This window comes from Calyptranema fuscum S582, from assembly GCF_055793305.1.
On the sequence record NZ_JBSLYH010000069.1, the window covers coordinates 1 to 14,540 of the forward strand.

General features: G+C 46.8%; 14 protein-coding genes and 1 CRISPR repeat array (1 of these 15 running past the window's edge). Of the genes, 7 read left to right on the top strand and 7 right to left on the bottom strand.

Features of this window, described 5'->3' with window-relative positions; translation table 11 throughout:
* Positions 1-541: 541 nt before the first annotated feature.
* Positions 542-1,420 (top strand): glycine--tRNA ligase subunit alpha, encoded by an 879-nt coding sequence (gene glyQ / locus ACR6Z4_RS28995; protein ID WP_479720833.1) that lies wholly within the window; start codon positions 542-544, stop codon positions 1,418-1,420.
* Between the two features lie 281 nt (positions 1,421-1,701).
* Here glyQ and ACR6Z4_RS29000 read toward each other — a convergent pair whose 3' ends face one another.
* A complete protein-coding gene (locus ACR6Z4_RS29000) occupies positions 1,702-2,682 on the bottom strand; it encodes an ABC transporter ATP-binding protein (RefSeq protein ID WP_479720834.1) in 981 nt (326 codons plus the stop codon).
* 158 nt (positions 2,683-2,840) lie between these two features.
* On the opposite strand from ACR6Z4_RS29000, the gene ACR6Z4_RS29005 reads away from it, so the two are divergent.
* The 3 genes from ACR6Z4_RS29005 to ACR6Z4_RS29015 all read left to right on the top strand — a co-directional run bounded on the left by ACR6Z4_RS29005 (position 2,841) and on the right by ACR6Z4_RS29015 (position 4,605).
* Entirely contained in the window at positions 2,841-3,011 is a 171-nt protein-coding gene (locus ACR6Z4_RS29005; RefSeq protein WP_479720835.1) for a hypothetical protein, read from the top strand.
* Positions 3,012-3,182: 171 nt separating this feature from the next.
* Complete coding sequence (locus ACR6Z4_RS29010; protein WP_479720836.1) at positions 3,183-4,121, top strand: NAD(P)H-dependent glycerol-3-phosphate dehydrogenase; 939 nt, start codon at positions 3,183-3,185, stop codon at positions 4,119-4,121.
* Positions 4,122-4,128: 7 nt separating this feature from the next.
* Positions 4,129-4,605, top strand: coding sequence for an ureidoglycolate lyase (locus ACR6Z4_RS29015; RefSeq protein WP_479720837.1), 477 nt, complete (start codon positions 4,129-4,131; stop codon positions 4,603-4,605).
* Between the two features lie 200 nt (positions 4,606-4,805).
* Here ACR6Z4_RS29015 and ACR6Z4_RS29020 read toward each other — a convergent pair whose 3' ends face one another.
* The 4 genes from ACR6Z4_RS29020 to ACR6Z4_RS29035 all read right to left on the bottom strand — a co-directional run bounded on the left by ACR6Z4_RS29020 (position 4,806) and on the right by ACR6Z4_RS29035 (position 8,065).
* Complete coding sequence (locus tag ACR6Z4_RS29020) at positions 4,806-5,192, bottom strand: RidA family protein (protein ID WP_479720856.1); 387 nt, start codon at positions 5,190-5,192, stop codon at positions 4,806-4,808.
* 364 nt (positions 5,193-5,556) lie between these two features.
* Complete coding sequence (locus ACR6Z4_RS29025; protein WP_479720838.1) at positions 5,557-6,186, bottom strand: 4Fe-4S single cluster domain-containing protein; 630 nt, start codon at positions 6,184-6,186, stop codon at positions 5,557-5,559.
* A gap of 381 nt (positions 6,187-6,567) precedes the next feature.
* Entirely contained in the window at positions 6,568-7,773 is a 1,206-nt protein-coding gene (locus tag ACR6Z4_RS29030; RefSeq protein WP_479720857.1) for a class I SAM-dependent methyltransferase, read from the bottom strand.
* Positions 7,774-7,870: 97 nt separating this feature from the next.
* Positions 7,871-8,065 carry a hypothetical protein gene (locus ACR6Z4_RS29035; RefSeq protein ID WP_479720839.1) on the bottom strand — a complete coding sequence of 65 codons (195 nt, stop codon included), beginning with the start codon at positions 8,063-8,065 and terminating at the stop codon, positions 7,871-7,873.
* Positions 8,066-8,720: 655 nt separating this feature from the next.
* On the opposite strand from ACR6Z4_RS29035, the gene ACR6Z4_RS29040 reads away from it, so the two are divergent.
* The gene (locus ACR6Z4_RS29040; protein ID WP_479720840.1) at positions 8,721-9,155 is read left to right on the top strand and encodes a pre-16S rRNA-processing nuclease YqgF; all 435 of its coding nucleotides are present in this window, start codon (positions 8,721-8,723) and stop codon (positions 9,153-9,155) included.
* A 111-nt stretch (positions 9,156-9,266) separates the two neighbouring features.
* Here ACR6Z4_RS29040 and ACR6Z4_RS29045 read toward each other — a convergent pair whose 3' ends face one another.
* Positions 9,267-10,013, bottom strand: coding sequence for a DUF1997 domain-containing protein (locus ACR6Z4_RS29045; protein ID WP_479720841.1), 747 nt, complete (start codon positions 10,011-10,013; stop codon positions 9,267-9,269).
* Positions 10,014-10,542: 529 nt separating this feature from the next.
* On the opposite strand from ACR6Z4_RS29045, the gene ACR6Z4_RS29050 reads away from it, so the two are divergent.
* Positions 10,543-11,202, top strand: coding sequence for an SDR family oxidoreductase (locus ACR6Z4_RS29050; RefSeq protein ID WP_479720842.1), 660 nt, complete (start codon positions 10,543-10,545; stop codon positions 11,200-11,202).
* Positions 11,203-11,440: 238 nt separating this feature from the next.
* Positions 11,441-12,046: a glycoside hydrolase family 24 protein gene (locus ACR6Z4_RS29055; RefSeq protein WP_479720858.1), complete on the top strand. Its 606-nt coding sequence runs from the start codon at positions 11,441-11,443 to the stop codon at positions 12,044-12,046.
* Positions 12,047-12,211: 165 nt separating this feature from the next.
* Here ACR6Z4_RS29055 and ACR6Z4_RS29060 read toward each other — a convergent pair whose 3' ends face one another.
* Positions 12,212-13,873 (bottom strand): DUF2079 domain-containing protein, encoded by a 1,662-nt coding sequence (locus ACR6Z4_RS29060; protein WP_479720843.1) that lies wholly within the window; start codon positions 13,871-13,873, stop codon positions 12,212-12,214.
* 345 nt (positions 13,874-14,218) lie between these two features.
* Positions 14,219-14,540: a CRISPR direct-repeat array (repeat unit 37 nt; unit sequence GTTTCAGTCCCGTAGACCGGGATTTGGGGTTTGCGAC); it runs 5,849 nt beyond the window's last position.

Sequence of the window (14,540 nt, forward strand, 5' to 3'; positions counted from 1 at the left end):
TATTCAAAAAATTCCGGGAATTCTCAAACCCTTGCTCTGCAAGGGTTTTGCTATCTGTAGGGATACTGTAAACGCAGCTTAATGGGTACTGAGGCTAAAAAAACTTTCAGAATTCCCTGAAACTGCCTCACTTTTGTATAGACGAGAACTGGAACTGCGGGAGAAATCACGCCGTGATGAGGCACACAAGTCTAATAACCTGACTCATTCGCTTGAATTTCCGACTCTGCCGTCCGAGTTCTAACCGGATATCGTTCTGAAGTAGCGATGCCCCAACGTCTTCCTGGAGGCAAAGCTTGCAGAGGGCATTCCAACATGGCGGATCGGAACAAGGGCGAATGGAGTAGACGAGTTTTTTGGTTTATGCAGAATAGGGTTAGGCAAGATAGAACCAGGCAGGTCTATATGGATAGATGCTGCGATGCCAGTCATCTGCTCGGTGGGCAAGACGAAGGAGGAATGTTATTCTTCTGAGGTTGACTCATTACATGTAATTGAGTCATGAGAGCGGAGTTGGTCGTTTGCCAGGTTTGGGGAAGTTGTGAATTTTCAGACAGTTATTGCTACGTTGCATCAGTTTTGGAGCGATCGCGGCTGTTTAATTGTTCAACCCTACGATACGGAAAAGGGGGCAGGAACAATGAGTCCGCATACGTTTTTACGCGCGATAGGACCTGAGCCTTGGTCAGTCGCGTACGCGGAACCCTGCCGCAGACCAACGGACGGTCGATACGGGGAAAATCCTAATCGCTATCAGCATTACTATCAGTTTCAAGTTCTGATTAAACCTTCACCCGACAACATCCAAGAGATCTATCTGGATTCTTTGAGAGCACTGGGTGTGCATCCAGAGAATCATGACATCCGGTTTGTGGAGGACAACTGGGAATCACCCACACTAGGAGCCTGGGGTGTAGGCTGGGAAGTCTGGCTGGACGGGATGGAAGTGACCCAATTTACTTATTTTCAGCAGTGTGGTGGAATTGACTGTCGTCCCGTTTCTATTGAGATTACGTATGGACTGGAACGGTTGACGATGTATTTGCAGGAAGTCAATGCATTTACTGAAATTCGGTGGAATGACACCGTTACCTATGGAAATGTGCATCTGCAAGGTGAAATTGAGCATTCGACCTATAACTTTGAGGCATCCAATCCTGAAATGCTTTTCACGTTGTTTGGATTGTATGAACAAGAAGCAAGTCAGTTGATTGGAAAAGACTTGGTTTTGCCTGCTTTAGATTATGTGTTGAAGTGTTCTCACACGTTTAATTTGCTTGATGCTAGAGGTGTGATTTCGGTAACAGAGCGCACTCGTTATATTGGTAGAATTCGAAATTTAGCTCGGCAAGTTGCTCAGCTGTATTTGAAGCAACGAGAAACGTTGGGATTTCCGCTGTTAGAGCTTGAAAAAGTTTAGAAGATAGCGTTTTTCTTACAAGCAATTGAAACCTATTCAAACATTAGGTTGAGCATCAGTCCTTAATAAAATCTATAGCAGCCGTCGAGATGGTTAAATCAAGAGGTTGTGTGAGAACCCGTGCTCCGCGCGGGTTCTCACACAACTTTCGTCCTAATCAATCCCTCGACTGCTATATTTTCGAATGGGGTTTTAAACATTTAATGAGAGGGTGGAGTGAGTCGCTTATCGACCCACTCCACCCTCTCAGCAAAAATGATTGGAACTGATTTCAGAATGTATTACTGACTGGTATGAATGCCTCGTTGACTCAGTTGATGGACAAAAAACTCTTCGAGGCTGGGGCGTGCCAGCTTCATCGAAATAATTTGCGCATTCATCAGACGTAGGCTGGTGAGAAAATCTGCGGGTTCGCCTTTGAGATGACCTTGCCAGTAACCATCGCGAAATTCTAGGTCAGGAATCCATTGTTTGAGAATTTCCTGGGTGCCGTCTTGCACTTTGACATGGTAAAGCTCGGCAGTACCCAACAATTCTTGGAGAGAGCCAACACAAATCAGTTCACCTTGAGCAAGAATGCCAATGCGATCGCAAATTTGTTCGACATCGGATAAAACGTGGCTATTAAAAAAAATAGTTTTTCCCTGAGCTTTAAGGGAAAGAATAATCTCTCGAATCTGGTAGCGACCGAGGGGATCAAGCCCTGACATCGGTTCGTCTAAAAACACCACATCCGGATCATTAATGAGCGCCTGTGCCATGCCAACCCGTTGCAACATGCCCTTAGAATATTGGCGTAATTGCTTTTTGCGGGCAGCCGATTGGGCTAAACCGACCCGATCGAGCAACTCTACAATACGCTGACGACGTATGCGGGGTGGAATTTGAAATAATCCAGCCACATAGTCTAGAAATTCCCATCCGGTTAGATAGTCATAAAAGTAAGGATTTTCAGGTAGATAGCCAATCTGTTCTTTAACCGTGCGATCGCCAAGGGGCTGACCCAATAATAGTCCTTTGCCATTCGTAGGTCGGATAATGCCTAATAACGCTTTAAGCAACGTTGTTTTGCCAGCACCGTTTTGCCCCAGTAACCCAAAGGTTTCTCCTTGAAATACGGTGAGTGATAAGTCCTTGAGGGTAACGATTTTTTGGTTCAGCCAAAATCCGGTGCGATAAACCTTGCTGAGGTTAGCCACTTGAACCACAGTAGAGCGATCGCGAGTAATAGATTCAGGAGGATTGGGAGAGACGGCATCCATATCTTTGAAGCAGTGGGAAAGAATGAGGGGGATTGTTAGCTGTTAGCTGTTAGCTGTTAGCTGAGCTAATTTATTCCCAATCTTGCCAGGTTTTATGTCAGGCTAGAACAAAGGTTAGTTTTAAAGCTGTCGTTGAGTGTAAGCTCTGCATTCGTCTTATGGATCGTTCAAAACTGATCGCTGTATTAACGGGGGCGATCGCCCTTTTCCTGGGGGTTGGGTATTTACTGATGGTGCAACTGCTCGATTTTCGCGGGGAAATGCTACCTGCACCAACTGATTTATCGCTGCTGATGGTACGAAATTGCGTACTGGGACTTGTTTCGTGAATCTATAGCAGTCCAAAATGAGTTGTAAGATAAGCGGGTTGTGAGAGGCGCACCCCTGCGGGGTGCGCCTCTCACAACCCATCCAGGATTGCTACAGCAGCACAGCGTTTGATGCAGAAACCTGTTTAAAAGCAGCTCTATCGTGACGTTACGTTTTTATTTGTCGTCAAATTGTTTAGTCAAGATTTAACACAATTATCTAATCTGGTGGTCTTGGGAACAGGTGCCTGGGGATCAGTGCTGGCAAAACTAGCGCTACATAATGGCTATCGGGTGCGATCGTGGTCGCGTCGTGGAAGTGATTCGCTGGCATCTGTGGTCAAGGATGCCCATGTTATCGTTTCGGCGATTTCTATGAGAGGTGTCCCAGAAATTGCCACGCAAATACAAACGATGGCTCTAGACCCACAGGTCATCTTCGTTAGTGCCACTAAAGGCTTAGATCCGGCAACAACTTGCACAGCTGCCCAAGTTTGGCAAACGGCATTGCCTAATAACCCGATCGCCGTTTTATCAGGTCCCAACCTATCAAAAGAAATTGACCAGGGGCTACCTGCCGCAACGGCGATCGCCAGCACCCAATCAGAAACAGCAAATGTAGTGCAACAGGTATTTGCCTCCGATCGCTTTCGTGTTTATACCAACACAGATCCTTTAGGAACGGAGTTGGGTGGGGCACTTAAAAATGTGATTGCGATCGCCGTTGGCGTTTGCGACGGGCTGCATCTGGGCACCAATGCTAAAGCTGGATTGATCACACGGGCTTTGGCAGAAATTATTCGCGTCGGCACTCGCTTGGGCGGACGTACAGAAACGTTTTACGGGCTGTCGGGCTTAGGCGATTTGTTAGCAACCTGCAACAGCCCGCTTAGCCGCAACTATCAAGTAGGCTACGAACTCGCGCAAGGTCATTCACTAGAACAGGTTTTGGCAAATCTAGAGGGTACGGCTGAAGGGGTCAATACAGCGAATGTACTGCATGCGATCGCAGAACGAGAAGGGATCTCGACCCCAGTTTCGCATCAAGTCTATCTCTTGCTCAACAACGAAATTACGCCCCAACAAGCGGTTGAAGCATTAATGGAACGCGATTTGAAGTCCGAACGTTAAGCCCACTATGGTCAAACAACTTCTGACACAACCCATTACCCCCGATACGTTTGCTGCCTACGGTCAGGTCATTTTTGCCTGCGAAGATGGCAAGTTTTATGACGCAAGCGATGCTCAATTGGAATTAAACCAGGGAATTCCTCGGTTTTATATCATGCGATTGCAAAATCGAGGCCAAACATTCTCAAAGCTAACGCGCCACGTGAACTGTACCCAATGTCTGGGGGCATTGGAGGGCAAAGAATGGTTGATAGCAGTAGCACCCCCATCCGCATCCGATCAACCGGACTTAGAGGCGATCGCGGCTTTTCGTATTCCGGGAAATTGTTTTATTAAACTGCATCTTGGCACCTGGCACGCCGGTCCTTTTTTTGAATCGGAATTCGTCGATTTTTATAATCTAGAACTGAGCGATACCAATATTACCGACCACACCACCTACGATTTCCTGAATGCTGAGGAAATAACATTTGCAATTCAGTAACTCCGCATCATTAAAGCCCGCTAGGCAGACAGGGCAGAGTTAAAAGGACTGTAACGGATCAACGACCCGACTGAGATCGTGCGAATAAGCGATCGCATCCAGGACGTAAACAATAGCGGCTTATTCGGATTAGCACCTTGAAGCTGTTATTACCTGAAAACCTTCAGTTTCGCAGGCAATAACAGCTTTAAAATCAGCAACTATTCACCACAATAGGCAATCAAATCGATTTCAACGTCACCCAACCCGGCAAGACCTGTGACACCGACCGTTGTGCGACCAGGCAACCGCCCCGATGCAAAATAAGACGAATAAATCGCGTTAACCGGATCGTAATAGCGAAAGTCGGTAATAAAAATTCGTGCCATCGTAACTCGCTCAAAGCTGGTGCCTGCATGAGTTAAAACCATCTTCAAATTTTCCATTACCTGTGTTGTTTGCGCCTCAATAGAGCCACAAGCAATTTCTCCAGTTTTTGGATCTTCGGCAAGTTGCCCAGTGACAAAGAGAAAATCTCCGGCTCGAACCGCATGAGAATAGGGAGCTACGGGCGGTAGAGTCCCTGGCAAGGTAATGTGCTCAAACATACGCTGAAAAACCCGATAAACTCCATCGAAAATAGGCATTGCTGAGATAGTGCATCAGCAATACCAGCAAAAGATATAACCTATTACAAAATGCTCTGCCGTAAAGTTAAATCGACTTCATTTATGGCAATTCTCAAACGCATGAAGTTCAAGGTGGTGTGAGAGCCGCGCGAAGCGTAGCTCTCACACCGCTGATTTTGGGGATGAAGGTGAACGTGTACCCTTTGGGCGCACGTTCACCTTCATCCCGCGATTAAGCAATGCTCTGCATCACACGTTGGGCTTAGATTAGTTTTTGAGGGTCTCGCTACGCGAGACCCTCAAAAATTTGCTTAGATGTGGAGGAAATAAACAGTTTTCTCGCTTATTCACTAACCCCAACGAGCTGACCATAGTAACCCGTCACAATCCGACTGCCATCTTTGAGAATATGAATCTCGATCTGATCGCTTGCCCAGGTAATTCGATCTTGGAAAGCAGGGTTCAATATATGAACACGCTGGTTACTAGACGCGACCGGCGAAGTTGGATCATGGATGGCTAAGGACTCGATGTAAGGGCCGTCGATTAAAATATCGAGTTCGTTCAATAAATCTTGGGCACCGGCTGGCGCGTATTCAGATTGCAGCCTTTCCAAGGTAAAGCCTGTAAAGGACATAACATTTAGACCAGCATCTTTAGCTTGATGTGCCAGTTTAGCGAGGGAGGGAGCTTGCCAAAAAGGTTCTCCTCCGGAAAATGTTACTCCTTCGTTGCGCGGATTACTCAAGATCTTGTGCAGCAAGTTTTCAACAGAAACTAGCTGATTAATTTCAAATGACCAGGAAGAAGGGTTGTAGCATCCAGAACAATGTTGCATACACCCCTGTACCCAGATGACAGCTCGACAACCAGGACCGTTGACTTCCGATTCATCTACATATCCCATGATATTTAGATAACCCGGCGGAACTTCTAGCAGATCGAGATAGGGATTATGTTTAGAATCTGTCATCTTACGTACCTCGACAGTCAGGGAACAATTCAATTTGGCGCTATCTAGTGTTGCAAACACCAAATTTTGCAACATAGGGGTTTGGGGGCGAAGCCCCCAAGAAGGGGTTCCACCCCTTCACCCCTTACAAAACTTTCGTTTTGCTGTACTAGTTTGTATAGCGCTGTGCGGGTTGATTTAGTACGGTGTTGTGGGGCGCGGAGCGCCCCACAACACCGTTTCTGTACTTAACGAACTTGCACATTGCTATAGATATGAATTTGAACGTAAAACCGAAGGTTTCATGTTCAAATTTATACCGAGATTCAACCGTACGGCTAAATCTCATGACTCACTGATAACCCAAAACTTTGAGGAACTTGTGAGGGAATCACACCGTGGTCAATCGGGCATCTTCAAACCTTTAAGTTGTGTTGCAGACTCACTTAAGCGTTTGCCCTGGATCAAAACCCCAAAATTACCCAATCCCAAAGGGTTCATCAGTGCGTGTAAGGCATCTCGTCGCCGTAAAATATCGTTGATCGATTGAGTGGCTGTCGTGTCGTATGTAGAGAGTTTTGCAAGGCGATCGCCCAAACCCAGTGCCATCAGAAATAAGCCCTGTTGGGTCAAGCCAAGCGGTTGTAAACCCAATTGTTCTCCCTGCCGTTCTAGCGCCGTAAAATCCACATGAGCCGTGATATCTTGCCGCCCCACATTGATGTATGGATCAGAATGATGGGCGTGCTGATAGTAACACTGCAACGTTCCCTGGCTGCGGGTTGGCGTGTAATAACGATGAGCAGGATAGCCGTAATCAATTGTCAACACATAGCCCTGTTGTAATCGGTCAGCAACCGTAGCCAACCAATCAAGCGCCGCTAAGTTAATTTCACTGCGATACCCGTCTGGATAAGCAGCATCTACATGAATGCCATTTAACTGAAAATATTGAGCGAGCTGAGGGGTTGAAGGGTCAGCCAAGACTTCCAAAAATTGTAGAGATTCGGCTGATACGGTGACGTAAATTTCTTGCAATTTTCCTGACTGCAACGCGAACTGATGCACTGGAAAGGCATCTACCAGTTCATTGGAAAAACAACAGCCAATTATGGATTCTGAAGGAATTTCTGACCACGTTTGCCACGTTAGATGATCGGCAAAGCGAGCAAAAGCGTCTAGCCGTTGCTGTTGTTCTGCCCGCAAAGCAGAAGACTTTTCAATCACAATGTAGTTAACAGCATCAAAACACTCGAAATGGTGGCGATGTAAATAACGCAATACATCATGCACCAGCAACCCCTGCCCTGCTCCCATTTCAACCAGGGTAAAGGGCTTGGGATAATCAAGCCGTTGCCACATTTCGACAAACTGTTCGGCTAGCAATTCTCCAAAATCTGCACTGAGATGGGGAGAAGTAAAAAAATCTCCTCCTGCACCAATGTTGACCTGATTAGTTGCGTAATAGCCATACTGAGGATGGTAGAGCACCCAGTCCATATACTCGGCAAAGCTAATCCGTTGTTCAGGTGCGTCAGCAATTTTTTGAGCAATAAACTGACAAAGCTGTAAGTTACTATCCTCTGTGCTGAGCGGCGATGCAGTTATGTTCACGACTAAAACAGCCAGCAAAAACGTCGGCTTTCATTGTGACACACTTGCGATCGCAGCCTGAGTTTAGAGCAACTATCAGGTTCGACACGGCTCAAGACACGGAAGACAGCGGAGTACCCAGGGTTTCAAAGGCGATCGCAAATTTTTCTTTGGGTCGTAGCTGCTGTAGAACTCTCAGATACGCCTCAGCTTCACTGCGGCGACGAAACCGAATTAAGATAGATTGCGATAAATCGGGCAATAGTTGGTGAATCACCCAGGGATTGAGTTGATCTTGATAATTCATAATTCTATGTGAGGTGAAGGTTGACAATAAAATCGAATGCAGAAATTACTAAGGATCACAAACTAAATGAAGCCCGGACGTTTATCTTTAGCAGCGCGGCGTCGCCGCGCTGCTAAAGATAAACGTCGGTTTCATTAAATCCACAATCTTAAAGATCACGAATAAATTAACCTGTCGTGCTATTTAACAAAGCGATGGCGGAGCCGCCGCTCTCTTAAACAGAATTGGGCTTTATTACATCTCTGATCTGGGGATCGTGGATTAAAAATCGATATTCCGTCTCCAGTAACCCAGCCATGCCGTGCAGTCGGAAACGAAGATATGGATTTTATGAATTCGTGATCTCTAATAACAGATGGATGATGACAAATGGATTAGTATCGATTGAAGCTGACGATTTGGAACGCTAAATCTAGCATCAATTACCCATCTGCCTACTATATATAGCAACGAATATGCCCTTCGTCCAGTTTGATACGAATCTTGACAAACCTAATGTGGATTGAGAGGGTTGAAATTCTTGTGTAGCGAGGCAGAGAATCTCCAGCGGCAAACCGGATTTAATATTATTGTTTTACTGAGAGAATTGAGTTTACATGGCAACTATCATAAGAAACTACACAATTAAGGAATAGCATCGTTCTCGCTACCCGATATGGCTTCATTCCCTAGTTCGCTGCAACAACCCGTCATCCTTGGTTTTGATCCAGGACGACAAAAATGTGGAGTAGCCGTCATGGGCATCGATCGCAATCTGTTTTATCACCAGGTTATTGCGGCACAAGATGCGATCGCCACAATTCAAACGCTCTGTCGAGACTATCCGATTTCAACCCTGGTTCTGGGAAACCAAACCTCTTCTAAGGAATGGAAGCAAAAGCTGCAAGATTCTTTGCAAGAGCCACCCCGAATTGTGATGGTAGACGAACGCTATAGCACGCTCGAAGCGCGCGATCGCTTTTGGCAAATGTATCCCCCAAAGGGGCTGAATCACCTGATCCCCAAAGGGTTGCGCACACCCAGTCGTCCCATTGACGACATTGTCGCGATCCTGTTGATCGAGCGATATTTAGCTCAGTTGACCCATTAGAATCCTTGCAAAATATGAAAACCACAACGTTTTTGGGAGAGTGCGGCTCCGCCGCACTCTCCCAAAAACGTTGTTCAAGTTATTTTTATGGGGATCTTTAGGGACAGGGGATCAAGGGGTTTCTTGAGTCCGATTCCAGGGAAATTTTTTCCGTTGTTTTGGAAATGGGATGCTGCGAGTGCTGTGGAAATCGTCCTGAACCTTATGGGTTAGACAGCGAGATGCTTGCCGAACAATCTGATTGAGCACGCGATCGCCCGTCGATTGAATTAACGAAAGTGGTAGCGCATGGATAAATCGGGGAAACTGAATCGCCACGTCTAAGTGGAGTTCCCATTCGACGCGAGTCATGCAGGATGGCAAATCTTTAAGATTTAAATCGGATGGGAACGTGTAAAGCGAGGAATCAATGTCTACTTCGACCAACTGAAGCGAAGCTTGGAAATCAACCTCATAGCCAGTTGACTCATATCCTGGAATCGGAATTGTCCGAATTCGGTAGACTCCTTGATCTTGAGGTAACAAATCGAGACCGATTTTGGGTTCAACCTCATAGCCAAATGAGCCAAATTGCCCAATGGTCAATGCATAGCCATTTTCACCAAGCGACTCAGCCTTCATGGGGTGAGCACAGCGATGAAACCATTCACGGTGAATATCTAGATACTCCGCCACTGTCTTGGCATCGGCAAACATGTCCATTGTGCTTGCATAATTGCCATGAAAACACGTCGGCTCACTGCTGTGACGGCTCATCTGATCAGCATTAGACGTGTCATGGAGCAAACCTGGCGTGGAGATACCTAGTAGGCTGTTTGAGTTTTCCAAGGGTTGGTGCTCAGCTGAATTTGCCTGCATAAACAACGCTTTCCCCGTCCTAATTCCTTCTTGTCACAATTGCTATGGATATGAACTCGGAATCGCTATCTAATACGAGAGCCTGGAAGATGTGCCGTAACGATCGGTTATTACTTCCCTTGCATAACCATAGCGAAATATTAAGTTACAAATCTACCACCTGGGCGATAAAACTTGATGGCATCAGCATAGCTTTGAGATTTCAAGCAGAGCCACGCTTAATTTACTGAGACCGAATTGCTTTCGGAAGGAGCTGGGACATAATCCTCGTTAATCTACGGAGAAGATGTGTAAAGCGATCCTTGTAGATGACTACATATCACTATGCCAACTTTCCCCATGGGTCGCCAATGATTTTTATTAAATGACGTGAATACTTTGCAACGAATAGAGTCCTGATGAATTTCTTGTAAGATTGCGAGATCTTCTCCCTCTTGTGATGGACAGATTAATATTCACCATACAGTATCTTTTCAAAGGCAATGTTTTCAAAGGCTATATTTCACAACCATTTTGCAGGGAGAGTTTTATGAAAGCGTTTGTAGTGGGTGCAACAGGTGAAACCGGACGTCGGATTGTTCAAGAATTGGTGCGTCGGAATATTCCAACTCGTGCCATGGTGAGAAATTTAGAAAAAGGCAAAGAAGTTTTGCCTACAGCAGTAGAACTGGTGGTAGGAGATGTCTCAAATCCTCAGAGTTTGAGGGAGGCGATCGCTGATAGCACCGTCCTTTTAAGTGCCACGGGTGCTGCTCCCAGTTTTGACCCAACAGGTCCCTATACGGTGGACTACATCGGCACTAAAAATCTGGTCGATGTCGCCAAAGAAACGGGGATTGAACATTTCGTCATGGTGTCTTCACTCTGTGTTTCCAGAATCTTCCACCCGCTCAATTTATTCTGGTTGATTTTGCTTTGGAAAAAGCAAGCAGAAGAGTACCTGCAAAAAAGTGGGGTACCGTACACGATTGTTCGCCCGGGCGGTTTGAAAAACGATGATAATAGCGATGTTATTGTGATGTCGGGGGCAGATACCTTATTTGAAGGCAGCATTCCGAGAGCGAAAGTTGCTCAGGTTTGTGTAGAAGCATTACTCGAATCTGGTGCTAGAAATAAAGTTGTAGAAATTGTGGCAAGACCAGAGGCTTTAACTCAAGAGTTTTCAGACTTATTTGCTAGCATCTCTTAAGGATCGTGGATTGAATAAAACCGAAGATTTATTGTTGGAAACGCGGCTCCGCCGCGCTTCCAACAATAAACGTCCGAGTTTTAATTAATTTGTGATCCTAAGTCATGTTCAACCCTAAATCCCTAGCCTGGTGATCCCATTGTCATCTGACATCAAGGAAAAATCGACACTCACGGATAGCAAACCATCGGAGACGGGTTCGCTACGTCATCTGGTTTTATCGAGTTGTTTTGCGGTTATTACTGGATTGGCACTGTGGGAATTGTATCAATCGGGTTCTGGGAGCTTCTTCATTTCCGATCCCTCCTGGGACACTACGCCTGCCCCTTTAGTCATGAAAGGGGGTGACCCCTATATCCGGGCACTCATGCGTACCATTTCTGCCAGTGAGGCAAATGATCCCCGTCCGTATTCCATGCTGTATGGCGGGGAGCATGTCCAGGATCTCAGTCAACATCCCGATATCTGCATCCCCATTAGTGTGGGTCCTAATTTGGGAGATTGCACCACTGCTGCCGGACGATATCAATTTTTAACCAGCACCTGGTTTGACAAAGCCAGAGAATACCATCCCGAACGATCGAGGTTGCGCTTCTGGGGAGAGGCTTACAGTTTTGCTCCAGAATATCAAGATGAGGTGGTCTATGCCTGGTTAAGTGATACCAATGCCTGGGGCGTCGATATTTCTCAATTGTTGCGGCAAGGGCAGCTATCTGAAGTTTTATGGATGCTTTCGCCAACATGGACTAGTCTGGGCTATGGAATTGAGACGAATTCCATGTCAAGCTCGTTACCAGACATTTATCAACAGGTTTTGCAGGAAGAATTAGGTTCAGCCCCATAAAACAGAGGTGTAATGGCAGAGAGACTTTGCATCTCCGCTATTACACCCTCAATAGAACAGCCAATGTCATGAAAAGCGGCTCGGCGAGCCACTTTTCATTAATTAACATCCTGGGTTTGAGCAACCAGCGCTACACTGCGGTCGAAAGCCCCATTAAATTTGAGGCTAAAGCGTTTGGCTATAGGTTTTCCAGGCATCCAGAGCCGTCGGGTTGGAATCAGCCGATCGCTTGAGTAAAACAACCCCATCCTGAAAGTCAATCAGACCATAGAGCTTTCGCTGCAATAGACGAGCGATCGCCCTCTGACTTTGTTCGAGCTGTTGTTTTTCCCACGGATAGGCGATCGCATAGTGCTGAAATTGCCACAGATCGACCACGGCATAATCCATTGAGATCACCTGACGGGCATCATCCTGCAACCGCAGGTCAGGAAAGCGTAATACCTGCCGCCGACCCGACACATGGGGCACGATGAAACTACTGGCAGAGAGACTTGCATCCTCTGGAATCTGCTTCAGCAAGGTTTGAACAGCCTGAACATGCTGCCATTGCCGAGGAACTGAGGTGTAAACCCAGGGTTGAAACGAATCTGGGATGACAAACGACAAAGCTCGATTGGGATTCGCCGTTAGCATCAGGCACAGTGCCAGGATCAAGCAACCGATCCACACGCGTCGAAACCGTGGCGTCAACCGGGTTTTATGATGCGCCCACCAGAGAATGGCACCATAAAACAATCCTGGTACAACTGTGATGGCAAAGCGACGGTCGATCGCCAATGCCGAAGGATTTTGCTGCAATAAATTTTTTAATAGCGGAAACCCGGCTAACACCCAGGCGCTGGGCGATACGGCTGGAACAAATGCCAGAGGCAACCACTGCGCCAACACATACATCAAGGTTCGTCCCAGTGGGCTGAAAATTTCCACCACCAATCTCCAGGGGTTGCGCAGAATTGCCCAGAGAATTTCTAGACTGGAGGCTTCCTGATTGCCGACAAACTGCCCAAATTCTTCGATCGCAAATCTCCCTTGAATATCATCGGAAAATCGGGGCATGACCCAGTTCGTCACGATCAAGATATATGCCAAACTGAGGCTGCACAATGCCAGACCCAGACGGCGATCGCCCCGAATGATGGCTAGATAACAGCCAATGCCAAACAAAATAATTCCAGCATCTTCTCGCACCCCCAGCGTCGCCAGTGCCAGCACCCCAAACCAAACCCATCGTCGCTGTTCCATTGCCAACAGCAACCCGAAAATAAAGAGCGGGATCTGACAAAAATCATGAAAATTTGCCAGGGTGGGTCCAATAACCGCATTCGCCCCATAGAAACTAGCCGTGATCAGCACCGACAGTTGGGGCGGATGGTAGTGCCGGGCCAAGGCATAGAGCACCAATCCCGCCGCCGTCACCAGGGTCACTTGCAACAGAGATAACCCCGGTACCGAAGGCAACAGTGCATAGAAAGGAAGCCATAGCAGCAATGCCGGTGTAAAGTGCTGCCCCAACCGTTGATAGACTACATCGGGAATAGCGCGATCGCGCAGCACTACAACCGATTCGGTAGACGACAGAGAACTTTCAAACCATCGTCCGTGCAAACTATTCCAAAAGACCTGATTGAAAATACCCTGGTCAAAGGTCGCATAGGACGGATAAAACCCGTAATAACGCCACCACACCAGAGCCAGACACACTATCCAAAAAATAGCGGCGATGCCAATCACCCAACGCAACCCCGGACGCTTTTGCCAGCTCAACATGCCATTCCCCCCTTCTGGGGTTATGCTACCGGATAACCGGCTGTTGCGATCGCCCATGACAGGTCACATCAACACTAGACGGTGCAGATGGACGCCATAACATTCACATTGAGAGAGCCACGCGAAGCGTGTGTGACTGTAACTATAAGTTGTCCACTTCTGAAACCACAAGTTGTCCAATGAGATAGCTGTAATCCTGACTTTTCTGTTAAGTTACAGAATGTAAACCAGAGGTCTTGAAACCATAAGTTGTCTAAAAGTTAAAACTAATAGGGATAAGTTGTCCAAAAGTTAGAAACTTTCTTATTGAAGTGTGCGATCGTTTACTTACTTCAGCTTCAGTAATTTGCGATTTGCCTCTTGCGACAGCATTACCCATATTCTCATCATTCACTGATTTTGCTTTCAGTCCCGTAGACCGGGATTTGGGGTTTGCGACCTCTGGACGGTATACTCCCACTGAAGGAATCTAAGGTTTCAGTCCCGTAGACCGGGATTTGGGGTTTGCGACAAGTGCCAGCACCCGCAGATGCCGATCCGCTAAGCTCGTTTCAGTCCCGTAGACCGGGATTTGGGGTTTGCGACGCGGCAAGTATCAGGCAACCCAGGTAAAACACAGTCTGTTTCAGTCCCGTAGACCGGGATTTGGGGTTTGCGACTCGAATGCCATTGGCGATCGATCGCACGATATTTGGTTTCAGTCCCGTAGACCGGGATTTGGGGT

Coding starts and splice junctions, on each gene's coding strand:
- ACR6Z4_RS29000 (WP_479720834.1), bottom strand. CDS start 2,682: ATGGATGCCGTCTCTCCCAATCCTCCTGAATCTATTACTCGCGATCGC.
- ACR6Z4_RS29005 (WP_479720835.1), top strand. CDS start 2,841: ATGGATCGTTCAAAACTGATCGCTGTATTAACGGGGGCGATCGCCCTT.
- ACR6Z4_RS29015 (WP_479720837.1), top strand. CDS start 4,129: ATGGTCAAACAACTTCTGACACAACCCATTACCCCCGATACGTTTGCT.
- ACR6Z4_RS29020 (WP_479720856.1), bottom strand. CDS start 5,192: ATGTTTGAGCACATTACCTTGCCAGGGACTCTACCGCCCGTAGCTCCC.
- ACR6Z4_RS29025 (WP_479720838.1), bottom strand. CDS start 6,186: ATGACAGATTCTAAACATAATCCCTATCTCGATCTGCTAGAAGTTCCG.
- ACR6Z4_RS29035 (WP_479720839.1), bottom strand. CDS start 8,065: ATGAATTATCAAGATCAACTCAATCCCTGGGTGATTCACCAACTATTG.
- ACR6Z4_RS29040 (WP_479720840.1), top strand. CDS start 8,721: ATGGCTTCATTCCCTAGTTCGCTGCAACAACCCGTCATCCTTGGTTTT.
- ACR6Z4_RS29045 (WP_479720841.1), bottom strand. CDS start 10,013: ATGCAGGCAAATTCAGCTGAGCACCAACCCTTGGAAAACTCAAACAGC.
- ACR6Z4_RS29050 (WP_479720842.1), top strand. CDS start 10,543: ATGAAAGCGTTTGTAGTGGGTGCAACAGGTGAAACCGGACGTCGGATT.
- ACR6Z4_RS29060 (WP_479720843.1), bottom strand. CDS start 13,873: ATGGGCGATCGCAACAGCCGGTTATCCGGTAGCATAACCCCAGAAGGG.